The organism is Psychrobacter fulvigenes, from assembly GCF_904846155.1.
GTDB lineage: Bacteria > Pseudomonadota > Gammaproteobacteria > Pseudomonadales > Moraxellaceae > Psychrobacter > Psychrobacter fulvigenes.
The window spans coordinates 3,070,472-3,094,335 of record NZ_CAJGZP010000001.1; the positions used below are offsets into that span (position 1 = coordinate 3,070,472).

Sequence of the window (23,864 nt, forward strand, 5' to 3'; positions counted from 1 at the left end):
CAGTCTTATATTAATGGTTTATAGAAAAAACAGGCTGTTGTATGGGTGTAAAAGAGAGAGTAGAAACTTCTTCGTCAACGGTTAGATAACGATTATCATGCAATAAGGAGTTAGAGTGATAAGGCACTAACGCAGTGGGTACAAAACTACGCGCGGCATCGATATGTTTGATCGAGTCATCAAAAAAGATATGTGGGGCAAATGTTTTGAGTACTGCTGTTTTTTCCAGACCTCCCAAGAAAAACGCCATATCCACATCCACACCCCACTCTCTTAGGGTTTTAATCGCACGCAGATCAGCAGGTGCATTACGCGCAGTAACCAAAGCAATCTGTATCGGACTGTGCTGCAATCTTGCTGGCAAACGCTCCTGTAAGTTCGATAGTTTAATGAGCAACTCAGCATAAGGTCCTTTCTCAATTGGCAGATCATGCATCTGTGCTTCACGCGCATGGAAAGCATCTAAGCCCTCTTGCTTATATAAAAGCTCTCCTGAATCATCGAACAATACTGCATCACCATCAAAAGCAATACGCAGCTGCTCAGTGTCAAGCTCATAGGTATTGACAGGGGTAGCATCAAGTATTGCACAGGCACAAATATTGGCATCTGCGACTTGCTGTGCATCTTCGCGATTGGTCGTCAAAAACAAATCAACTTCAAAATCAGCTATATAAGGCGCTACAAGACTACCCGAGATAAAAGCGGAACGGGAAATATTCAGCTTATACTCACGAATAGCATTTAGCACCTGAATACCAGTATCAGGACTACTTTTGGAAACAATAACCACTTCAACCAATGGCGCTTCTATGTCTAGCTCTTTATCTGGGCATTCATTACAATATTTATTGAGGTTTAGCAGTGCCTGAATCAAAGGATAGCCGGCACCGATGGCTAAGGGATCATCCTCGCGCTCTGCCATATAATCACGAAACTCTTTGATAGCGCTATCAGGGCGCTGCTGCAACAGCTGTAATAAATAATTCTCAGATTCTGATAAATCAAATAGCGCGGTTGCAGAAATTGCGACTATTAAGGTATTGCTAAAATCGACTGCCATGACTATCTCTACTTATAGATTTGTATATAATCAATCTATCTTAAAAAAATACAGTGCTACTGGGATGAATTTTGTGCAGCATCGAACAGTGGCGAAGTCGCCCAGTAAATAAGGAAAATTTATACCCGTAGGACTCCGTAATGGCTGTACTTTTTTATTTAAAATTCACTATATATGGAGTTTTTTGTGAGTTATTTTACTACACTCACTATCCTTTATGATAAGGAGCGTAATTATAATAACGTAATGAGAAAAAGTAGCAAGATAGACTCTTGTCAAAAGAATGCCTTATGAGATTGGATAACTCTTATTTTAGTTCGCTGACCAAGCAATCAATCGCTTAATTGGCTTTTTAAGCTTGCACAAAAAAAGCCATGTCATCACAACATGGCTCTCATTAAATAACACCAGCGATCACCCCTACGCCCCAAGTAGTCCCAACGAAATCACTGGGAAAGCCAACAGAATAGCAAGCCTAACAAAGTCAGAGACAATAAAGGGCGCCACCCCCTTAAACATATCTGACAGCTTGATATGCGGTGCCACCGCCTTAATCACAAAGATATTCATCCCCATCGGCGGCGTAATCAGTCCAAGCTCTACCGTAAGTACCGCAATGATACCAAACCAGATCGGATCAAAGCCCAATGCTAGGATGATGGGGAACACCACCGGAATGGTGATCACCAGCATCGCCAAGGCATCCATAAACAGACCGAGCAAGAAGTACATCAGCAAGATAGCAAGCAGAACAATCATCGGACTGACGGCAAGACCACCAATCCAGGTGGCTAACGAATAAGACAGACGCGAGACTGAGATGAAATACCCTAGGGCTTCTGCACCCAGTAGCATAAAGAACACCACGGCAGACAGTGCTAAGGTTTCAATCAGTGACTGCTTCAGTCCTTTTAGGCGCATGCCTTTGGCGGCGGCATAAGCCCATGAGGCAAAGGCGCCGACTGCTGCGCCTTCGGTTGGGGTAAACAGACCAAAGAAGATACCGGCAATGATGACGACGAAGATAAAGCCAAAGGGGATGAGTCCGGTTAGGGACAGCAGTTTGTCTTTCCAAGGTGTCTTCTCGCCGCGCGGGGCGAGATGCGGTTTCCAGCGTACCATGATCATGACGGTCAATGAGTACATGACCATGCCAAGGATGCCTGGTAGGAAGCCGGCGATGAACATGTCACCGACTGATTGTTCGGTTAGGATGGCGTAGACCAGTAAGGCGATACTGGGCGGAATCATGATGCCAAGGGTGCCACCAGCGGCTAAGATGCCACAGGCAAAGCCGGGTTGGTAGCCGTATTTCTCCATTTGCGGTAAGGCGACACGGGTCATGGTTGAGGCGGTGGCAAGGGAGGAGCCTGAGATGGAGGCAAAGATGCCTGAGGAGCCAATGCCTGCAATACCTAGGCTGCCTCTGACGCCACCAAAGATGGTGCGGGTGGATTCAAAGAGTTTGCCTGCCATGCCTGAGTGGGTGGCAAAGACGCCCATTAAGATGAATAGTGGGATGGCGCTGAAGTCATACTTTGCTAAGACGTCGACTGGGAGGTCTTTGAGCATTTGTAGGGCCCCGTCTGGGGAGGTGACGGCGCCAAAGCCGACGAGGCCAACGCCGAGCATGGCTAGGGCGACGGGTACTCTGACGACGACCAGTATGATCATGACGATTAAGCCGATGGCTCCGATAATTTCTGGGCTCATGCGCCTGCCTCCTCGGCGTCAAAGAATTCGCCTGTTTTAAAGATGTTGATGGATTCGATCAATGAGCGGATGGCCAGTAGTAGGCTGAGTACTGCGCTGAGCACGTAGATGGGCATCATGGAGATTCTAAGGTCTTGGGTGACTTTGCCAAATTCTATGGCGTCTAGGGCGCTTTCATATAGTCCCCAGGTGAAGACGAGTCCGATAAGGAAGAAGCCCATCATGAAGACGCCCATCATGTAGCCTTTGATGGCTTTGGACATTTTTTGGGTGAAGACGTCGACGATGATTTGTGAGCGTTCAACAAAGGCGGCAAAGGCGGCCAGTAGGGCGAAGAGCATGAAGTAGGAGACGATCTCGACGCTGCCTTTGACGGTGAAGCCCATTTCTCCGCCGGTGAGTTTGAAGATGTAGCGGGCGCCGACGTCAAGGATGGTGACGAGGACGATGATCACTAGGCTGATGTCACCGATAAATTGGCACAGCCTGGAGATGAGGGTGCTGAGTTTGACCAAGTATGCCATGTTGACATTGCCTCTGATTAATTAGATTGCACAAGCAGCACTAGCAGCCTTGGCTTTTTCGTAGACACCATCAGCATCTAAACCTAGAGCATTGATATCATCAAGATACTTTTGTGTCCCTTCCAATAACGGGCCTTTCCAATCAGGATCGTTTAATGGATCTGGGATGTCAATCATCTCATCGCCATTATCTCTAGCAGCTTGTATAGCTATATCATCATGCTTATCAAACATTTCTCCAGTCTGATTGGCCATTGCCATACCTGAATTATCATCAATGACTTTTTTTAGGTCATCTGATAGTCCATCATAAGTGTTCTTATTCATAGTAACCATAACAGCAGACGTATAGAGCGGCAGATTTGTATGGTACTTAGTGAGCTCGTTGATTTTAAATGTAGTTACTGCTTCCCATGGGAAACTCAAACCATCAACGACGCCACGCTGTAACGAGGTATACATATCGTTGGCAGGTAGACCAACAGGAGATGCACCCATTTTTTCAATAATATCACCTGCTACTGCTGACGGACGACGGATACGCATACCTTTCATATCAGCAGGAGTGCGTATTAGCTTGTCAGTAGTATGCAATGCGCCGGGCCCAACACCATACATAAATAGTAGATGTGTGTCCTCATATTCGCTAGCAATAGTACCGTCTTCGTATAAAGTTTGTAATATACAACCCATTTGAACAGCTGAATTGGATAAGCCTGGAAGCTCTGTAATTTGAGTCAAAGGAAAACGACCAGCTGTATAGCCCTGAACTTGAGATCCGATATCGATAGTACCTTTAGCAGTAGCTTCATACGTGACATCAGCTTTAGCAAGACCAGCTGATGGATATAGCTCAACTTTTAGACGACCACCAGATTCATCCTCTATCTTTTTCGCCCAAGGCTCAAAAATTTCTTTGCTGATGTTAGACGTTGCAGGCCAAAAGTGTGAAAAGCGTAGAGTAGTCGTTTCTTGTGAGGCAGCTGAGGTAGTGGTGGCGGTATCATCGCTACTGGTATCAGACTGATTAGAACATCCCAGTAAGCTAACTGCGGCTAGAGCGCCAATAGAAAAGAGAGGGGCAAATCTCATTATCAATTCCTTTTGATAAGTAATAATAAAAGTGGTCATTCACTTTGTTAATTATTTACAACAATTTACCTAACTATGACAGAAATAGGTATCAGTTGTAAACTAAAAAATCATCAAGTAAAAATATCAACTATAACGGATAGAAGTCAAATCATTTTATAAATGAATTATACATGACTTTAGTAATCTATCGACTATCATGTTAAATTTATCAAAATAATCATATTAAATTAGGTGTAATGGACATTATTCATGCTGGTGTAGGGTCTAACGCTATATACTGTCTATATTTGCAAGGAATCAACGCTATGAATCAAAAAACTGCCCTTTTTGTAGTGATAAACACACTAAAAAGAATGGACGCAAACTAGGCAAACAACAGTACCAATGCCTATCTTGCAAACGGCAGTTTTTAGGGGGCACAAGACTCAATAACCAAATGCTTTGGACTGAATATACGCAAGGGAAACAGACGTATAAACAACTGGCTGACAAGTACCACTGTAGTCTTAAAACCATTCAAAGACGCTTAGACAAAGTGAGTATTGAGTACCAAATCAAACGACCTAAGCGTGCTAATATCATCATGGACACGACCTATTTTGGCCGTGGGTTTGGTCTCATGGTATTTATGGACAACGCTACTAGAATGGTTCTCCATTACGCTATAGTCAGTCATGAAACCAATAGTGCCTATAAGCAAGGGATTGATTACTTAAAGGTGCTAGGCATTGATATACAAAGCATCACCTGTGATGGTAGACGAGGACTTAGAACGCTATTTACCAGTACTCCTTGTCAGATGTGCCAGTTTCATCAGATACAAATAGTGACTCGCTACCTGACTCGTCGCCCTAAGAATATCGCTAGCATTGAGCTTAGGCAGCTTACTTTGACCCTAACACAGCTTGATAAAGCCGCGTTCATAAAGTGCTTAGATCACTGGTACCTGACTTACGAAGCCTATCTCAGTGAACGTAGTACCAATGAGGATACGGGTAGAACTTGGTACACGCATAAGCGTCTTAGAAGTGCTTATCGTAGCCTGCGAACCAACAGTGATTGGTTGTTTACTTATCAAGAATATGAGCACTTAGATATACCAAATACAACCAATACGCTTGAAGGTTTATTTAGTAAGCTCAAGCGGCAATTACACAGTCATCATGGCTTAAATGAGCACCGTAAGTTACGGTTTATTAAAGACTTTTTACTCTCAAAGTCACGCAAATAGCATGAATTATGTCCATTAGCGACTACCTTCTACTTTTTAGCATGAATTTTGTCCATTACACCTTAAATTATAATCTCGCCCATAAAAAAAGCCCCCTCAACAATATTGAGGGGGCTTTTTAGGAATAGAGAGCTGACGATGACCTACTCTCACATGGCCGGAGCCACACTACCATCGGCGCTATGATGTTTCACTTCTGAGTTCGAGAAGGGATCAGGTGGTTCCATCATGCTATTGTCGTCAGCAAAGGGGGTTAGATATGAGTCTGTTGTTTTATGTGACTTATCACACTACTTGACTGAATCAAGCAATAGGTGATATCGAAATAATTAGACTTGTATACAAACCACTTGGGTGTTGTATGGTCAAGCCAAACGAGCAATTAGTACAGGTTAGCTACACGCATCGCTGCGCTTCCACACCCTGCCTATCAACGTCCTAGTCTTGAACGGCTCTTTAGGGAAATCTTATCTTGAGGTAGGCTTCCCGCTTAGATGCTTTCAGCGGTTATCCCATCCGAACGTAGCTACCGGGCAATGCCATTGGCATGACAACCCGAACACCAGTGGTTCGTCCACTCTGGTCCTCTCGTACTAGGAGCAGCTCCTCTCAAATTTCCAACGCCCACGGTAGATAGGGACCGAACTGTCTCACGACGTTCTAAACCCAGCTCGCGTACCTCTTTAAATGGCGAACAGCCATACCCTTAGGACCTGCTTCAGCCCTAGGATGAGATGAGCCGACATCGAGGTGCCAAACACCGCCGTCGATATGAACTCTTGGGCGGTATCAGCCTGTTATCCCCAGAGTACCTTTTATCCGTTGAGCGATGGCCCTTCCATACAGAACCACCGGATCACTAAGACCTACTTTCGTACCTGCTCGACTTGTGGGTCTCGCAGTTAAGCGCGCTTTTGCCTTTATACTCTATGAACGATTTCCGACCGTTCTGAGCGCACCTTCGTACTCCTCCGTTACTCTTTAGGAGGAGACCGCCCCAGTCAAACTACCCACCATACATTGTCCTCGGTACTGTTATACCTGAGTTAGAACCCCGACATGACCAGGGTGGTATTTCAAGATTGGCTCCACAAACACTAGCGTGTCTGCTTCAAAGCCTCCCACCTATCCTGCACAAGTCAGGTCAAAGTTCAATGTAAAGCTGTAGTAAAGGTTCACGGGGTCTTTCCGTCTAGCCGCGGGTACACAGCATCTTCACTGCGATTTCGATTTCACTGAGTCTCTGCTGGAGACAGCGCTGCCATCATTATGTCATTCGTGCAGGTCGGAACTTACCCGACAAGGAATTTCGCTACCTTAGGACCGTTATAGTTACGGCCGCCGTTTACTGGGGCTTCGATCAAGAGCTTCGCTTACGCTAACCCCATCAATTAACCTTCCAGCACCGGGCAGACATCACACCCTATACGTCCACTTTCGTGTTTGCAGAGTGCTGTGTTTTTAATAAACAGTTGCAGCAGCCTGGTATCTGCGACTGCCAATAGCTTACGGAGCAAGTCCTTCACCATCAGCAGCGTACCTTCTCCCGAAGTTACGGTACCATTTTGCCTAGTTCCTTCAGCAGAGTTCTCTCAAGCGCCTTGGTATTCTCTACCTGATCACCTGTGTCGGTTTAGGGTACGATTCGTTTATGACTATCGCTTAGAAGCTTTTCCTGGAAGCATGGTATTTGCCACTTCGCTGTACAAGTACAGCTTGCTATCAGATCTCGGTATGAAATAGCCCGGATTTACCTAAGCTATAAACCTACATCCTTCCACCTGGACAACCATCGCCAGGCTGGCATAACCTTCTCCGTCCCTCCATCGCATCATAAACAAGTATCGGAATATTAACCGATTTCCCATCGACTACGCCTTTCGGCCTCGCCTTAGGGGTCGACTCACCCAGCCCCGATTAACGTTGGACTGGAACCCTTGATCTTCCGGCGTGCGAGCTTTTCACTCGCATTATCGTTACTCACGTCAGCATTCGCTCTTGTGATACCTCCAGCATGCCTTACGACACACCTTCACAGGCTTACACAACGCTCCCCTACCACTTGAAAACAAATTCAAATCCGCAGCTTCGGCTCCTAGTTTGAGCCCCGTTACATCTTCCGCGCGGGCCGACTCGACTAGTGAGCTATTACGCTTTCTTTAAAGGATGGCTGCTTCTAAGCCAACCTCCTAGCTGTCTATGCCTTCCCACCTCGTTTCCCACTTAACTAGGAATTTGGGGCCTTAGCTGGCGGTCTGGGTTGTTTCCCTCTCCACAATGGACGTTAGCACCCACTGTGTGTCTCCCGGATATCACTCATCGGTATTCGGAGTTTGCATCGGTTTGGTAAGTCGGTATGACCCCTAGCCGAAACAGTGCTCTACCCCCAATGGTGTTCGTCCGAGGCGCTACCTAAATAGCTTTCGGGGAGAACCAGCTATCACCGAGTTTGATTAGCCTTTCACCCCTATCCACAAGTCATCCCCTGGCTTTTCAACGACAGTGGGTTCGGTCCTCCGGTGCCTGTTACGGCACTTTCAACCTGCTCATGGATAGATCACTCGGTTTCGGGTCTATACCCTGCAACTAGACGCCCTATTAAGACTCGGTTTCCCTACGGCTCCCTAAATGGTTAACCTTGCTACAGAATATAAGTCGCTGACCCATTATACAAAAGGTACGCGGTCACCACGCAAGGTGGCTCCCACTGCTTGTACGCACACGGTTTCAGGTTCTATTTCACTCCCCTCACAGGGGTTCTTTTCGCCTTTCCCTCACGGTACTGGTTCACTATCGGTCAGTCAGGAGTATTTAGCCTTGGAGGATGGTCCCCCATCTTCAAACAGGATTTCTCGTGCCCCGCTCTACTTAATATGTTAACGCTAATGTTTCGAATACAGGACTATCACCTACTATGGTCAGCTTTCCCACGCTGTTCTTCTACATTAGCATTAATCGGCTTCTCCCCGTTCGCTCGCCGCTACTAGGGGAATCTCAATTGATGTCTCTTCCTAAGGGTACTGAGATGTTTCACTTCCCCTCGTTCGCTTCTTGTACAAGTACAAGATACCTACCTTATGGTAAGTGGGTTTCCCCATTCAGAAATCTCCGGATCACAGGATATTGCCGCCTCCCCGAAGCTTATCGCAGGCTGTCACGTCTTTCATCGCCTCTGACTGCCAAGGCATCCACCATGTGCGCTTAATTACTTGACCATACAACCCCAAGTAGTCTTACTCTTAAAGAGTTTGATTACTAAGTGTTGTCTGTCGTAATTATAACGATATCACCTATGTTTACGCTTGATTCAGTTCTCTTTACTTTTTTAATAACTCACTACTGGGATAACAACTGATGTCGTTAAGTAGTGAGTTATTAAGGTTAATGACGACACGTGAACATGTCATCACTAACCCAGACTCATATCTATGTTTTTAAATAGTCTCTGTGCTCTCGTCAAGTCACAGATTCTGTATAAAACAGAAAGAAGTAATCAATGCCGTCTCGGCTGAATCACTTGTTTCTATTTATACGTATTTAAATATTCTGTCTAAAGCATGTCGTTTATAGTGGTGGAGCCAAACGGAGTCGAACCGTTGACCTCCTGCGTGCAAGGCAGGCGCTCTACCAACTGAGCTATGGCCCCATATATATGGTGGGTCTAAGTGGACTTGAACCACTGACCCCCGCGTTATCAACACGGGGCTCTAACCTGCTGAGCTACAGACCCTGAGAAGCGTGTAAAAAGCACTGCTTTTTTAGCTTCGCAAGGAGAATCCTTTAAATAGGATTCTCTATAAGCTTGGCTAGCAGTACCTTACATACTAAGCTAATAAACTAAACTAAAGAACAACTTGTTGTGAATTCTTGCTGACCGAATGCGTCTATAAGGAGGTGATCCAGCCGCAGGTTCCCCTACGGCTACCTTGTTACGACTTCACCCCAGTCGCCAACCACACCGTGGTGAACGCCATCCCGAAGGTTAGGCTATCCACTTCTGGTGCAATCAACTCCCGTGGTGTGACGGGCGGTGTGTACAAGGCCCGGGAACGTATTCACCGCGGCATTCTGATCCGCGATTACTAGCGATTCCTACTTCATGGAGTCGAGTTGCAGACTCCAATCTGGACTACGATAGGCTTTTTGAGATTCGCATCACATCGCTGTGTAGCTGCCCTCTGTACCTACCATTGTAGCACGTGTGTAGCCCTGGTCGTAAGGGCCATGATGACTTGACGTCGTCCCCGCCTTCCTCCAGTTTGTCACTGGCAGTATCCTTAGAGTTCCCGGCTTAACCCGCTGGTAACTAAGGAAAGGGGTTGCGCTCGTTGCGGGACTTAACCCAACATCTCACGACACGAGCTGACGACAGCCATGCAGCACCTGTATTCTAATTCCCGAAGGCACTCCCGCATCTCTGCAGGATTCTAGATATGTCAAGACCAGGTAAGGTTCTTCGCGTTGCATCGAATTAAACCACATGCTCCACCGCTTGTGCGGGCCCCGTCAATTCATTTGAGTTTTAACCTTGCGGCCGTACTCCCCAGGCGGTCTACTTATTGCGTTAGCTGCGTCACTAAGTCCTCAAGGGACCCAACGACTAGTAGACATCGTTTACGGCGTGGACTACCAGGGTATCTAATCCTGTTTGCTACCCACGCTTTCGAGCCTCAGTGTCAGTATGATGCCAGGAAGCTGCCTTCGCCATCGGTATTCCTCCAGATCTCTACGCATTTCACCGCTACACCTGGAATTCTACTTCCCTCTCACCTACTCTAGCTCAACAGTATCAGATGCAGTTCCCAGGTTAAGCCCGGGATTTCACATCTGACTTATCAAGCCACCTACGCTCGCTTTACGCCCAGTAATTCCGATTAACGCTTGCACCCTCTGTATTACCGCGGCTGCTGGCACAGAGTTAGCCGGTGCTTATTCTGCAGCTAATGTCATCGTCTAGGGGTATTAACCCTAGAGTCTTCTTCACTGCTTAAAGTGCTTTACAACCAAAAGGCCTTCTTCACACACGCGGCATGGCTGGATCAGGGTTGCCCCCATTGTCCAATATTCCCCACTGCTGCCTCCCGTAGGAGTCCGGGCCGTGTCTCAGTCCCGGTGTGGCTGATCATCCTCTCAGACCAGCTACAGATCGTCGCCATGGTAGGCCTTTACCCCACCATCTAGCTAATCCGACTTAGGCTCATCTAATAGCGAGAGCAGTAAACTGCCCCCTTTCTCCCGTAGGTCGTATGCGGTATTAATTCGAGTTTCCCCGAGCTATCCCCCACTACTAGGTAGATTCCTAAGTATTACTCACCCGTCCGCCGCTCGTCAGCGAGAAGCAAGCTTCTCCTGTTACCGCTCGACTTGCATGTTAAGCCTGCCGCCAGCGTTCAATCTGAGCCATGATCAAACTCTTCAGTTTAATCTTGCTTGAAGTCTTCACTATAAATAGTAAGATGACTCCTAATCTTGGCTCATTCTTTTCTGGCTCGTCGCTCTAAATTATGTTCGTAATGAATTAACTTTGAGTTTTCTTGCTTTAAAGAATGATAATTTTTATAGTTATAAGTCCCCAGATAAACGAGGTCTCACAACTTTATTTTTTAGCATTCTGTGTCAGCAAAAATCCACACAAGTTGTTCTTTAGTTATGCTTTTAAATAGTGTCAAGCTACTGTCGTCCAGTAGTTGATTATATAGGGTATTGCTTTCACTAGTCGTTTTAACCTTGTTGGTTAATCCTAACTAGCGAGCCGACTATCATATCATAAAGATTAGGTTTGTCAAGCTTTTTTATAATTTGTTTCAATAAGTTAGCCAGGTTTGTTATATGTAAATTCACATATAAGTTAATCCGGTTCATCTTAATGAGCTGCGTATTATAGACGCTTTATTACTTAAGTCAAGGGCTAAATTATTTTATTTTAAATAAACCTAAAATAATTCTTCGGCTTTGATTTTTAAAGTGGTGATCCACTTTGCAATCCGCCTTCCCTTTCGACTGGGTGGCATTATACGCGTATTTGAATGGGGGTCAAGGGGACTGGCTTATTAATTAAGAGATTATTTGGCATGATGATTGATACTTGATATATATCAAACAGTTAGCATTGAAAATAATTTCGCCTTAGTACGAATGTTATTCTATTAATCAATATCGCTTCTTTTTTCTGTATAGCATTCTTCTTATATACCCTATATATGACATATATGACTACTTTATAGCTTACCTATTTTCTCAAAGAAAGCTTTGTAGGCAGCTACCTTCTTATCTAAGGCTAATGGATAAGCACGTGAGGTAGAAGGCAACCTATATAAGGTTAAATTATTAACTTCAGTTGCTTGATTATTGTCATTCTGCCATTGATAGGGATAGTCGATACTCTGGTTGGTCTTGGGATAAAGTGATTTGGGCGTTGGGGTTGGAAGTAAGTTAAGCAATACCTCTGTTGCTTTACCGCCCGTGGTAAACAAGGTACTCACCTTGGGTACTTGTGCAAAAACATAATCTAAGTCCACTGGCGTTACCACAGTTAAGTGTTTATCAGAAGCGTTACCCGTCTCACGGATAGCTTGCCTGACCGTTGGACATGAGGCTATGCCACGCTCAAATAAAAAATTACGAATCTGTTCAGGATCAAAGCGCTTCTCTTCGCCTACTCTAAAGTAGTCGGCATCATCAAAAAATACTCGGCCATAGATACGCCACATATCGTTATAAAAGTTGGGATAATGAAAGCGCATTGCCCATTTATCAGCGGTCGGCGGAAACGTGCCCATCATCATAACAGTAGCATCTGACGGTAAGACAGGCTCGAATGGATGGGTCTCTATCTCTGTGGCTGCCATATTTGACGATACTAAATCGTCAACAGCGTTATTAGTGTCGTTTTGAGCATGTGATGGTCGTGTGGTCATAAGATTCTTCATCAGAAAAGGGGTTTTTTTGTTATCATAGCAGGCCTAAACACTGCTTAGCAGTTAATGACAGCATCTAACTGGCTTAAAAAGCCGCACAATATATGAATAAGCTTTGATTACCGTTATAACATATATCATCGTAACCTTTTTTATTAAGACAGTTATGAAAGCGTTAAGCTCAATTTATGAGCCCAACTACGTTATGACCCTCCATATCCTAATAGCAAGCGCAGAGAATGCGTAAGCCATAGACCAAAACCAAGAGAATATTTATGAGCGACTTAAAAATCACTGTAATCGACCATCCGTTAGTCCGTCATAAGCTCAGCCTCATGCGCGAAAAAGACTGTAGTACCTATAAATTTCGTACGCTCACCAAAGAGCTTGCGCGCTTGATGGCTTATGAAGCAAGCCGTGACTTTGAAATTGAAACCTTTCCAATGGAAGGCTGGTGCGGTGAGATAACAGGTGAGCAAATCATCGGTAAGACGGCAACGATTGTACCTATCTTACGCGCTGGAATTGGCATGCTAGATGGTGTGCTCGATTTGATTCCTACTGCAAAAATTTCTGTGGTTGGCTTGCAGCGTGATGAAGAAACCTTACAGCCCGTTCCCTTCTTTGAAAAGTTTGTCAGCCACATGGATAAACGCCCTGCGCTTATCGTCGATCCAATGCTGGCGACTGGTGGTTCGATGGTTGCCACTATTGATATGTTAAAAAGAAATGGTTGTAAGAGTATCAAGGCACTCGTATTGGTTGCCGCTCCCGAAGGCGTACGTTTGGTCAATGAAGCACATCCTGACGTGACCATTTATACTGCTGCGCTAGACAGCCACTTGGATGAACACGGTTATATCATCCCAGGTCTTGGCGATGCGGGTGATAAAATCTTCGGTAAGCAGTTATTCAATAAATAAGCTGAGATAAACAGTCGCCACAACCATCATGAACAAGTACGCAGCATCAATGATAAGGATATAAAATGAACGTATTGATTACAGGGGCAAGTGCTGGTTTCGGTAAAGCGTTGGCAGAGCGTTTGGTCGCAGGCGGTCATCGGGTGATTGGCTGTGCCAGACGTCTCGATAAGCTCAATGCATTAGCAGATACATTAGGTGAGTCGTTTTTACCTGTGGTGATGGATGTCAGTGATACGGCCTCTATCCCGCAAATCATTGCTGACTTACCTGATGGCTTTGATCAAATCGACGTGTTGGTAAACAATGCAGGGCTGGCACTGGGTACAGAGCCAGCTCATGAGGCCAATCTCGATGATTGGATGCGTATGATTGATACCAATGTTAAAGGCCTCATGGCGCTGACCCATGCAGTCTTGCCAGCGATGGTCGCACGTGACAGTGGCTATATCATTAATGTTGGTTCGATTGCAGGTAGCTGGCCATACTATGGCGGTAATGTGTACGGTGCCACCAAAGCCTTTGTAAAACAATTTAGTTTGAATCTACGAGCTGACTTACTTGGTACACAAGTGCGAGTCACCAATCTTGAGCCAGGTAACGTTGCGGGCACTGAGTTTTCAAACGTCCGTTATCACGGTGATGAAGATCAAGCGGCCAAGGTTTATGATGGTTTTAAAACCATGACAGGTGATGATATTGGCGATATCTTACTGTGGTTAATTGAGTCGCCTGCTCATATTAACGTTAACCGCTTAGAAGTCATGCCAGTCGCACAAACCTATAATGGCCTAACGATTGCTAAGCAGAATCAGTAAGCAATTAATCTACTAACGTAGTTCATAATATCTAAGCAGGGCAGCTGTATCTGTGTTTATATCTATCGATGCGCCTACCCTGCTTGCTTCTAATATCTCTTTTTCTACTGTTTTTTCATCAACCAAACGCAAATCCTTAAAATCCAAAATCAACACTTCATTACGAGTGCGCTCACTGGTGCGCTTGTTATGACGCAACGCAAATCCCACTACTTGCCTACTGGCGACCTTTATCTGATTGAGCACTATCTGCTGCTTGTTTACTATCATTCTTTGACTGAGGTTCTGCGCATTGATGACGGCGGTGGCAGGATTAACCGTGGTCGTTAACAGCTTTTCTTGCCGAGCATTTTTGGGGATATTACCTGCGACAAACAATATCTGCTCTAATGGCAAAAACTGCGCATGACGCATCAACTCACGGCGGAACAACGCTGGCATATCGACATTAAAACTGTCTTCCGTTTGCCGATAGAAGGCGGCAAAGTTTCGCTGCAAATAGCGACCAAACACCGAAAAATTAATCCATTCTTGATAAACGTCATTTGCCAATAACTGCTTGGTAAAAGCATTGGCATCTGGGATAACACTCCCTGTCAACAGTGCCATTAATAATGACTGCGGACTACCAAACGTCTGCTGCTGCCAAGTCTGCGGATAAAGACTGTTATCAAGTGCTGGTAGCGTTTGTGTGCTCATCAATCAATATCCTTATCATTTTTTATTATCCCTATTTATAGCAGCCTTAGTCTTCCATATCTAAAGTCCTTCACATTTATAAAGCTATTATGCTATGGTTAATTTGATTTCGTGAATATACTTCAATATAGCAGTCTTTTATGAGCGCCATAACAGTATTTGTTGCTACGCTACTCAATATCAAGATAGATTGATAATCTCAAAACGGCATTGTTGCATGAAAAAAAACTTACTCACCTTACCGACAAAGTACCAGTTACAGACGATGAATATCGCTGTTGCTGACGGGGTGATGCTGCCTGTGTCCGTTATCGGTAGTGGTAAACCTGTGCTGATGCTGCATGCCTATGGTATGGACGCGCGTGAATTTTTGCCATTTATCCTATCATTAACTGGCGAATATACGTTTTATCTGCCGCATTTTCGAGGTTTCGGGGAAGCAAAATCTATTGACCTCACTCAGTTTGATTTTGTGCGCCAATATGCTGATGATATAAGCGTCGTTATTGAGAAGGTTTGCCTATTACACACTGTTCCATCCATCCCTGTTGCAGCTATCTCGATGGGCGCGCAAGTCATGTGGGCATATTTTGAACGTTACGGTACAGTGAAAGTCAGTCGCTATTTAAATATCGACCAAAACCCTGCCATTCATAATCAATCTGATTGGCAAGGTGGCTTATTTGGCGAGAGACAGCAAGAGGTATTTGAGGTGTTTCACAATGTGGTCGATATGACGCTACCCTATGCCAAGGTCGATAGCTTTACGCACCTGCCGTTTGCTCTTAAACGTCACGTGACGGATGTCGAACGTCAGTTTTCCTTGATGTCTGTCAGCCGTCCGCGTTCAAAGGCCATCGTTCAGGTCTTAACGCATCAAAATGATCATAAGCTGGTATTTTATGATCACAGTATTTGGCAGCATAAGATGCGCTGCTTGCAAGCGTATTTAGCATTGCCCTATGACTTTCGAGCAACGATAGAGAAAGTCACTATTCCTGTGGTCAATCTCATCGGTGGTCGCTCCAAACTATACGATGTAAAATGGCAGCAAAAAATCACCCACATGTTACCCAATGCTACGGAAATCATGTTACCACGTTCAGGTCATGCGGTACCGATGGATGAGCCAATTGGATTTTATAAAGTTTTGAAAAGATTCTTTCAGGGATAGTTTTAATAGCTGTAAAAAAGCGACCATTAAAAGTCGCTGTTTATTGGGATAATAAACTTTAAAGATTTTCCGTCATCAGTCCGTGAGCGCTTTAATCAGCTCAAATCTAGGTGCTTCTTTACCCTCTACTATGACCGTCTCAGTAAACATCTCAAGCGGTCGTACCCACACGCCATACTCACCGTAGAGACAGCGATAAACCACTAGTGACTCTTCGGTTTCTGAATGCTGAGCCGTGTGCAAAACTTGGTAAAGGTTGCCTTTGTAATGGCGGTAGATGCCTTGCGGGATATTGTTTTCTGTCATCTTAACGTCCTAGTATATAGATCAAATTATCTTAACAAAAAATAAGGCCGACCATCGATGTCGACCTTACTATTGCTTCCTACTCCCCACAATCTATTAAGCCACCGTCACTCTAGCATAAGCCTTTTTGCCTGCTTGGATGACCGCTGTCTGACCTGAGGTTAGACTAAAGCCAGCATCGACTGTTTCGCCATCCACTTTTACCGCGCCACGTTTGACCATATCTTTGGCTGCCGAGTTGTTTTTGGCCAGTTCTGCTTGGTTGAGGATTTGCGTGATAAATAACGCCTCTTGACCTTCTAAATCTAGCATGACTTCTGGTAAGTCGACTGGCAACTCACCATCGGCTAATACGTTACCCGCTGATTTGTGCGCATTAGCCGCAGCATCGGCATCGTGGAAACGTTCGATTAACTCTTCGGCAAGAATACGTTTGATCTCTTGTGGATTGCGACCGTTTTCCATCTCTGTCATTAACGCTTCGACTTCTTCCATCGGCTTAAAGCTTAAAAACTCAAAGTAACGACGAATTAAGGTGTCTGGCATCGACAGCAGCTTTTGGTACATGGTACCTGGCGCGTCATAAATGCCGACGTAGTTGCCGAGTGACTTAGACATTTTATTGACGCCATCCAACCCTTCTAAGATCGGTACCGTAATACAAACTTGCGGCTCCTGACCATAACGACCTTGCAAGGTACGTCCCATCAAGATGTTAAAGGTTTGATCGGTACCACCAAGCTCAACGTCGGCTTTGAGCGCAATAGAATCGTAGCCTTGCACCAATGGGTATAAAAACTCATGGATGGCAATTGGTGTTTGCGCTGCATAACGTTTGGCAAAATCATCACGCTCAAGCATACGTGAGACGGTCAACTGGCTACCAAGCTGAATCATATCAGCGGCTGACATGTCTTTGAACCATTCAGAGTTAAAGACGATGCGGGTTTTTTCTTTATCCAAAATCTTAAATACTTGCTCAGCATAAGTTTGAGCATTGATTTTGATCTGCTCATCGGTCAATGGTGGACGCGTAGAACTCTTACCCGAGGGGTCACCAATCTTGGCCGTATAATCACCGATTAAAAAATAAATCTCATGGCCCAAATCTTGAAAATGCTTAAGCTTATTAATCAATACCGTATGACCTAAATGCAGATCAGGCGCGGTAGGATCGAAGCCTGCCTTAATACGCAGCGGACGGTTTAGCTTGAGCTTAGCGATTAAATCCTCTTCAGATAAAATCTCTTGTGTACCGCGCTGGATAAGGGCAAGTTGCTCTTCTAGGGTGTGGGTTTGATTGGTCATGATGCTCTCTATTTATGGTCTTTATTTGGGGTTTTATTTATAACTTCTACTGGTAACTTCTTATGACTTCTACGGACTATTAACGCCTGACAAAGTTTAGAACCTCGTAGGCCAACAAAAAATGTTAGAATTTGGCAGATATATTAGCGTTTTTTAAGGTAAATTGCCATGACCAACCCTGTCCTTGCTACTAATGAGCATGAAAACACCAGCTTTTCAGGTGACCCGCTCAACTCAATAAATAATGACGATGATACAAATTATGCATCACTGACTGAAGCACTTGAACAAACAGTATTTGAAAACTTCGACGATGGTTTGTATATCGGCATGATGTCAGGCACCAGCTTAGATGGTATGGATGCAGTTCTTTGTCAGTTTAGTACTGGTGTTGATCATGAAGACGACATCCAGACACCCATGCGCCTGTTAGCTACTTATAGTAAAAGCTTTCCGCCACGTTTACGTGAAGTGTTATTGGCACTATGTCAACCAAATGGCGTACAAGAGTTAGTAGCAACAGCGGATGAACCCAACAGCGAATTAGACTGGTTCGGTTGGGCAAGCAAAGCGTATGCTGAGTTTGCCAGCGAAGTAGTGAATACTTTATTGCAAAAAACCAATACCGATAGCGAGTCAGTATTGGCGATCGGTTGCCATGGACAAACCGTGCGCCATCGTCCACAGATGGGTTTTAGCTTGCAACTGCTCGATGCCAATATCATCGCTGAGCGTACTGGCATCAGTGTCGTCAGTGATTTTCGTCGCCGTGATATGGCAGTCGGTGGGCAAGGAGCGCCTTTGGTACCTGCTTTTCATCAAGCATTATTTGCCACGCCAGATAGCACACGGGTGTTATTGAACTTGGGTGGTATCGCCAATATAACGGTCTTGCCAGCGGTTTCTGCTGCTAGTGACACTCAAGCAAATGACAATGTCGTTGGCTATGATACTGGCCCTGCCAATTTGTTATTAGATGCGTGGACAGCGCTGCATACTGATAAAGATTATGATGAAGGCGGTGCGTGGGCACAGTCTGGACAGGTCGTGGAACCACTACTTAATCAGCTGATAGAGCATCCGTTTTTTGCACGTCATTATCCCAAAAGTACTGGCCGTGAGGAATTTAACTTAGAATGGCTGCAAGCTGAACTGCAAAGATTCGATCAAGCGTCTGCTCATATTCGCTATTCGTCAGCGGATGTGCAGGCAACGCTTACTGAATTGACGGCAATGAGTGCCAGTATGCAAATCAATCAGTTTATCAAAAACCACGAGAACAGCTCGGTTTACGTCTGCGGTGGCGGTGCCCTGAATGAGTATTTGATGACGCGACTTCAAGCGCATTTACCGCATTGTACTATAGAGACTACTGCCAGCTTGGGGCTTGACCCGACATGGGTGGAAGCCGTTGCTTTTGCATGGCTAGCACGGCAGACGCTAATCGGTGAGAATGGCAATCTGCCAGCCGTCACTGGAGCAAACAAAGGCGTGGTACTGGGACAGGTCTGTTTTACTTAAGTTTTCTGTGTAAATATCATTCTATATAATTAAGTTTACAGGCGTAAACTAATATGTTTTATAATGGGTGATAAAATACGGATATAACGCTATAAATATCACAACCTAAAATGAGCCGTATTAAGACGGCAAGCCCTCTATAAAGCGCAATTATAGGATATAACGCATGAGCCAAAATAGTAATTCACCCACGCCCAACGCCAATAATAACACTCAAGCCGCAGCAGCAAAACCTCGTAAGCCACCACACTATGAGCGCTCAGATGAGACGCGTGTGGTCGTTACTGGTATGGGCGCTGTCACACCTCTGGGGTTAGATGTTGAGAGTACTTGGAGTCGTCTGCTGGCAGGTGAGAGTGGGATTGATACTATCTCGCACTTTGACGCCACTGATTACCGTGCGCAAATTGCAGGTGTCGTCAAAGACTTCGATGCCAAGCAATATATGAATGCCAAAGACGCACGCCGCTATGATGAATTTATGCATTATGGAGTGGCCGCCACCTCAATGGCATTGCATAATGCAGGTTATATTGATGAGGTAAGCGCGGATGATGCCCCTGTCAAACATGTCGATCAGGAGCGTTTTGGTGTCATTTTAGGCTCAGGCATTGGTGGTATCCAAACCATCGAAAATAGCCGTGATATGCTGCGTGATAAAGGCGCCAAAAAAGTCTCTCCGTTTATCATTCCTGGCTCTATTGTCAATATGGCAGCAGGACTGGTAGCAATCAAGCACAGCCTAAAAGGCCCCAATCTTGCCACTGCCACCGCATGTACGACAGCGACTCACGCTATTGGTTTAGCAGCACGCCTAATCGCTTATGGTGATGCGGATGTGATGTTGGCTGGTGGTAGCGAAAAAGGCTCTAGCCCATTAGGAATGTCAGGATTTGGTGCGATGCATGCCCTCTCTACTCGCAATGATGAGCCAGTCAAAGCGTCGCGCCCGTTTGACAAAGACCGTGATGGATTCGTGCTTGGTGACGGTGCAGGTGTATTGGTACTCGAAAGTCTCGCTCATGCAAAAGCACGCGGGGCAAAGATACTGGCAGAAGTGGTTGGCTTTGGCATGAGTGATGACGCCAGCCACATTACCGCGCCGCCTGAAGATGGTAGCGGCGCTGCACGAGCCATGCAAAATGCGCTTAATGATGCTGGTATTGATCCTTCAGTAGTGGGCTATGTCAATGCTCATGGTACCAGCACACCTGCTGGCGATGTCGCTGAGTCGATTGCCATTGAAACGGTATTTGCGCCTGTCAAAGACAGTATCTTAGTCAGCTCCACTAAATCTATGACTGGCCATCTGCTTGGTGCCGCTGGTGGTATCGAAGCCATATTTTCCATACTTGCCCTGCAGCATCAGCATGTCCCGCCGACGATAAATCTAGACAACATCGAAGATAACTGTAACCTAGATTATGTCGCACACCAGTCACGTAAAGTTGATGACTTGAATTATGCTGTCTCTAATAGCTTTGGCTTTGGCGGCACTAATGGCTCATTGATATTTGCCCGCTGGCCTAGTAGTGAGTAAAGCTTAAAAGGTTACAATCTTGTTCGTTGTAACTTTATTGTCATATTTACTACGATTGTCCTCTTGCAGCCCCTTATCGTACTTGCGTATGATAAGGGGTAATTTTTGCGATATTTATGGAAGATACCATGTCAAGCTACTCATTTTCCCATCAATTCTATCAGCGTTGGACACTTGCGCCAGAGCCAGTACGTACTGCTATCACCCAAGAGCTAAAAGACATCACCACGTTACTGCAAACAGAGACGCCTTTTGAAAGCTTTGTTTTTAGCATCCATGATCTAGATGCTCATATCGATGAGCTCTATCAAAACCACGAAGCTGAACAAGCGATTGCCAAAGCCATCGCCGACAAACAAGCGCAAGAGCGAGCAGCCGCAGAGCAGCAGCGATTAGCAGAAGAACAAAAGATGGCACAAGAAGAAGCGCGCGCCTTGGCAGAAGCTGAGCGTGTAGAGGCTCAGCGTCATGCAGAAAAAGAACAGAAAGAAAAATTAGAAAAAGAAAAAGCTGAAGCGATCGCACAACAATCAATAGAAGACGCCAGTAGCCCTAGTGGCGAAGCGAATAAAAATGCTAAAGGGCCAAGTGATAATAAAGATAGCAACAATAACAACGACAATAATCAAGATATTACTGCCGTGGCGGACAAGCCAAACGATGCCGTTAACCCTGCTAATCATACCAAAAAAGAAGTAGCACTCGATATAGCACCGACAAATACTGTCTTAAGTGATGACCACGAAGGCCTCATCCATGAGTTAGGCGTACACGTCGATGACTACCTAAGCGAACAGATGATGCAAATGTCTGAGGACTTAAAGTCATGGTTACGTGCTGAAGTGAGCCGTCAATTGGCTGGTATGGTAGAAAAACCCCAAGCTGTCGAAAATACTGTACAGAAAAACGATGCAAAGCAAAACTAAGGGGTTTTTGATTAGGGTCTAAACGTCGTATTCGTATATAGAAGACTGCAAATAAGAAAACCCCAGTAACTATAGTTACTGGGGTTTTTCGTTATAGAATTAAAAGGCTTTTTTTTAAATGGCTTGCGTACGCTCGGTCAGCCACTCAAGTGCCGCGCCATCAACGCGATCTTTTAGCTCAGCGTAGACTTGGCTATGATAGTCATTTAGCCAATCTATCTCTACCTGAGTCAACAATGAAGGCTCAATCAAACGGGTATCAATCGGGCAGTAAGTAATGGTTTCAAAGTTTAAAAAGTCACCAAACTCAGTCTCAGTTGGACTCGCCACTGTTGTATTGACGACCAAGTTTTCGATACGAATACCCCACTTGCCCTCGCGGTATAGACCTGGCTCATTACTAGATATCATACCTGCTTTCATCGCACGCTCTTTTGGTGTACTGGCACTATAGGCGATGACTTGCGGACCTTCATGCACGTTTAAGAAGTAACCAACACCATGACCCGTCCCATGACCATAATCCATCTGCGCTTGCCATAGTGGCGCACGGCAGATCGCATCGATGAGTGGCGAGGCAATACCATCAGGGAAGCTGGCACGTGCCAAAGCAATATGCGCTTTTAGTACCGTGGTAAAGTCGCGTTTATGCTCGTTACTTACTTGTCCAATACCCACCACGCGAGTGATATCGGTGGTACCGTTTTGATACTGGGCACCTGAGTCAATCAGCAATAAACCGCCCTCGCCTTCACTCACATCGAGGTAGCTGAATTTTTCTGCCGTTGCACGATAATGTGGCAATGCACCGTTTTCATTGAACCCTGCAATCGTTGGAAAGCTTGGCGATACATAATGTGGCTGCTGACTACGTACCTCAATCAGCATACTATCAACGTCTAACTCACTTAAACGCTCACCGTCTGCTAAACGCTGCTCGAACGTGGCAAAAAACTCACACAGTGCCGCGCCATCTTGACGCATCGCTTCGCGCACATGATCGATATCAGTATCAGATTTGACAGATTTCAGCAAAGTACTTGGTGCCATTTGCTCGATAAAGCCCACATCGTCCGCCATTTTTGATAGCGTGCCCACTGCAACTTTACTTGGATCTAACAATAGCAAGTCTTCTGGCGTCAGCTCGCTCAAGGCATCCTGTACTGCCTCATAATCAGCAAGCGTGATACCACTCTCTTTTAGAGATTTTTCGATATCGCTACTGACTTTGTTTTTATCAACAAACAACATCGCTTTGTCTGCACTGATGAGCATGTGTGATAAAAACACTGGGTTGTAATCGACATCAGCGCCGCGCAGATTGGTCAACCAAGCGATATCATCTAAGCTTGAAAGCAAGTGATGCGTGGTGCCTGCGTCAGCCATACCTGCGCGCACGGTGGCAAGCTTTGAGGTAGCAGACTGCGCGACAAACTGCGCTTCATGTTGATATAGCTTTGCTGAAGGTAGCGCTGGACGATCTGTCCATATCTCGCTCAATACATCACGCTCAGTGATTAAAGTAATGTCGTTGACATCAAAAGCATCTAGTAGCTTATCTTGCTCAGCGATGGACAGCACATTACCATCAACTGCCACGCTATCACCCTCTGCCAACTGCTCGGCGAGCCAGTCAATATGATTTGGCTGACCTGGAGCAAGTTTCTCCAAAGTAATACCCGTGCCCTCTAGTTGATCCGCTGCGTGCACCCAATAGCGACTATCGGTCCATAGTCCAGCAAAATCAGCGGTAACGACGAGCGTACCGACTGAGCCTGTAAATCCTGATAACCATAAACGCGATTGCCAGTATTCTGGTAAATACTCAGACAAATGCGGATCAGCAGACGGTACGATAATTGCCGTGAGGTCTTGGGCAGCTATGCTCTTACGTAAACTATCGATACGGTCATGAATGATTTGTTTATTCATTAAAAGTGTCCTTATGAGTTTTGGAAAAATTAAATTTAGAAAGTTACTGCTGTGAGGCGACTATGGATAGCCGTCTTATGCGAGCGGGTAAATTGTTAAGCGTTCACTGAACGATGATTATTTGAATGTAAATCAATTAAATTGAAAACAGAACATCATTAGATGTTTGGGCAG

The 23,864-nt window shown here is 45.3% G+C and carries 16 protein-coding genes, 2 tRNA genes and 3 rRNA genes; 7 read left to right on the forward strand and 14 right to left on the reverse strand.

Annotation, left to right across the window (positions count from 1 at the left end; translation table 11 throughout):
• Positions 1-10 precede the first annotated feature (10 nt).
• The 4 genes from JMX03_RS12970 to JMX03_RS12985 form a co-directional block, all read right to left on the reverse strand.
• Positions 11-1,063: a 5'-nucleotidase gene (locus JMX03_RS12970; RefSeq protein ID WP_201597270.1), complete on the reverse strand. Its 1,053-nt coding sequence runs from the start codon at positions 1,061-1,063 to the stop codon at positions 11-13.
• A 420-nt stretch (positions 1,064-1,483) separates the two neighbouring features.
• Positions 1,484-2,776 carry a TRAP transporter large permease gene (locus tag JMX03_RS12975; RefSeq protein WP_201573378.1) on the reverse strand — a complete coding sequence of 431 codons (1,293 nt, stop codon included), beginning with the start codon at positions 2,774-2,776 and terminating at the stop codon, positions 1,484-1,486.
• The gene (locus JMX03_RS12980; RefSeq protein WP_201597271.1) at positions 2,773-3,300 is read right to left on the reverse strand and encodes a TRAP transporter small permease; all 528 of its coding nucleotides are present in this window, start codon (positions 3,298-3,300) and stop codon (positions 2,773-2,775) included. Before JMX03_RS12980 ends, JMX03_RS12975 begins: the two co-directional genes overlap by 4 nt.
• A 21-nt stretch (positions 3,301-3,321) precedes the next feature.
• The gene (locus JMX03_RS12985; RefSeq protein WP_201597272.1) at positions 3,322-4,392 is read right to left on the reverse strand and encodes a TRAP transporter substrate-binding protein; all 1,071 of its coding nucleotides are present in this window, start codon (positions 4,390-4,392) and stop codon (positions 3,322-3,324) included.
• Positions 4,393-4,678: 286 nt separating this feature from the next.
• On the opposite strand from JMX03_RS12985, the gene JMX03_RS12990 reads away from it, so the two are divergent.
• Positions 4,679-5,626 carry an IS256 family transposase, variant Zn-binding type gene (locus JMX03_RS12990; protein ID WP_455233749.1) on the forward strand — a complete coding sequence of 316 codons (948 nt, stop codon included), beginning with the start codon at positions 4,679-4,681 and terminating at the stop codon, positions 5,624-5,626.
• Between the two features lie 130 nt (positions 5,627-5,756).
• Here the strand turns inward: JMX03_RS12990 and rrf are convergent.
• The 6 genes from rrf to JMX03_RS13020 all read right to left on the reverse strand — a co-directional run bounded on the left by rrf (position 5,757) and on the right by JMX03_RS13020 (position 12,474).
• Positions 5,757-5,871, reverse strand: a 5S ribosomal RNA gene (gene rrf, locus JMX03_RS12995).
• Positions 5,872-5,987: 116 nt separating this feature from the next.
• Positions 5,988-8,841: ribosomal RNA gene (locus tag JMX03_RS13000) — 23S ribosomal RNA — on the reverse strand.
• Between the two features lie 355 nt (positions 8,842-9,196).
• Positions 9,197-9,272 (reverse strand) — tRNA-Ala (locus JMX03_RS13005).
• A gap of 7 nt (positions 9,273-9,279) precedes the next feature.
• Positions 9,280-9,356, reverse strand: a tRNA-Ile gene (locus JMX03_RS13010).
• Between the two features lie 157 nt (positions 9,357-9,513).
• Positions 9,514-11,048: ribosomal RNA gene (locus JMX03_RS13015) — 16S ribosomal RNA — on the reverse strand.
• The 16S, 23S and 5S rRNA genes sit together here with 2 tRNA genes alongside, the layout of an rRNA operon.
• Before the next feature lie 796 nt (positions 11,049-11,844).
• Positions 11,845-12,474, reverse strand: a complete 630-nt coding sequence (locus JMX03_RS13020; RefSeq protein ID WP_201598147.1) for a DNA glycosylase — start codon at positions 12,472-12,474, stop codon at positions 11,845-11,847.
• Positions 12,475-12,818: 344 nt separating this feature from the next.
• On the opposite strand from JMX03_RS13020, the gene upp reads away from it, so the two are divergent.
• Positions 12,819-13,466 (forward strand): uracil phosphoribosyltransferase, encoded by a 648-nt coding sequence (upp, locus tag JMX03_RS13025; RefSeq protein ID WP_201573374.1) that lies wholly within the window; start codon positions 12,819-12,821, stop codon positions 13,464-13,466.
• Positions 13,467-13,531: 65 nt separating this feature from the next.
• Positions 13,532-14,284, forward strand: coding sequence for an SDR family NAD(P)-dependent oxidoreductase (locus JMX03_RS13030; RefSeq protein WP_201597273.1), 753 nt, complete (start codon positions 13,532-13,534; stop codon positions 14,282-14,284).
• A 12-nt stretch (positions 14,285-14,296) separates the two neighbouring features.
• Here JMX03_RS13030 and JMX03_RS13035 read toward each other — a convergent pair whose 3' ends face one another.
• Positions 14,297-14,983 carry a hypothetical protein gene (locus JMX03_RS13035; protein ID WP_227695754.1) on the reverse strand — a complete coding sequence of 229 codons (687 nt, stop codon included), beginning with the start codon at positions 14,981-14,983 and terminating at the stop codon, positions 14,297-14,299.
• Positions 14,984-15,200: 217 nt separating this feature from the next.
• Here JMX03_RS13035 and JMX03_RS13040 point away from each other — a divergent pair, with 217 nt between their 5' ends.
• Positions 15,201-16,157, forward strand: coding sequence for an alpha/beta fold hydrolase (locus JMX03_RS13040; RefSeq protein ID WP_201597274.1), 957 nt, complete (start codon positions 15,201-15,203; stop codon positions 16,155-16,157).
• Between the two features lie 75 nt (positions 16,158-16,232).
• Here the strand turns inward: JMX03_RS13040 and JMX03_RS13045 are convergent, their stop codons facing one another.
• The gene (locus JMX03_RS13045) at positions 16,233-16,463 is read right to left on the reverse strand and encodes a DUF1653 domain-containing protein (RefSeq protein ID WP_201597276.1); all 231 of its coding nucleotides are present in this window, start codon (positions 16,461-16,463) and stop codon (positions 16,233-16,235) included.
• A 96-nt stretch (positions 16,464-16,559) separates the two neighbouring features.
• On the reverse strand, positions 16,560-17,771 hold the full coding sequence (gene tyrS / locus JMX03_RS13050; RefSeq protein ID WP_201597278.1) for a tyrosine--tRNA ligase: 1,212 nt from the start codon (positions 17,769-17,771) through the stop codon (positions 16,560-16,562).
• Positions 17,772-17,939: 168 nt separating this feature from the next.
• On the opposite strand from tyrS, the gene JMX03_RS13055 reads away from it, so the two are divergent.
• The 3 genes from JMX03_RS13055 to JMX03_RS13065 all read left to right on the forward strand — a co-directional run bounded on the left by JMX03_RS13055 (position 17,940) and on the right by JMX03_RS13065 (position 21,758).
• Positions 17,940-19,292, forward strand: coding sequence for an anhydro-N-acetylmuramic acid kinase (locus JMX03_RS13055; protein WP_201597281.1), 1,353 nt, complete (start codon positions 17,940-17,942; stop codon positions 19,290-19,292).
• Positions 19,293-19,458: 166 nt separating this feature from the next.
• Positions 19,459-20,832: a beta-ketoacyl-ACP synthase II gene (fabF, locus tag JMX03_RS13060; protein WP_201597283.1), complete on the forward strand. Its 1,374-nt coding sequence runs from the start codon at positions 19,459-19,461 to the stop codon at positions 20,830-20,832.
• Between the two features lie 128 nt (positions 20,833-20,960).
• On the forward strand, positions 20,961-21,758 hold the full coding sequence (locus JMX03_RS13065; RefSeq protein ID WP_227695774.1) for a hypothetical protein: 798 nt from the start codon (positions 20,961-20,963) through the stop codon (positions 21,756-21,758).
• 114 nt (positions 21,759-21,872) lie between these two features.
• Here JMX03_RS13065 and JMX03_RS13070 read toward each other — a convergent pair whose 3' ends face one another.
• Complete coding sequence (locus JMX03_RS13070) at positions 21,873-23,690, reverse strand: aminopeptidase P family protein (RefSeq protein WP_201597287.1); 1,818 nt, start codon at positions 23,688-23,690, stop codon at positions 21,873-21,875.
• Positions 23,691-23,864: the final 174 nt, after the last annotated feature.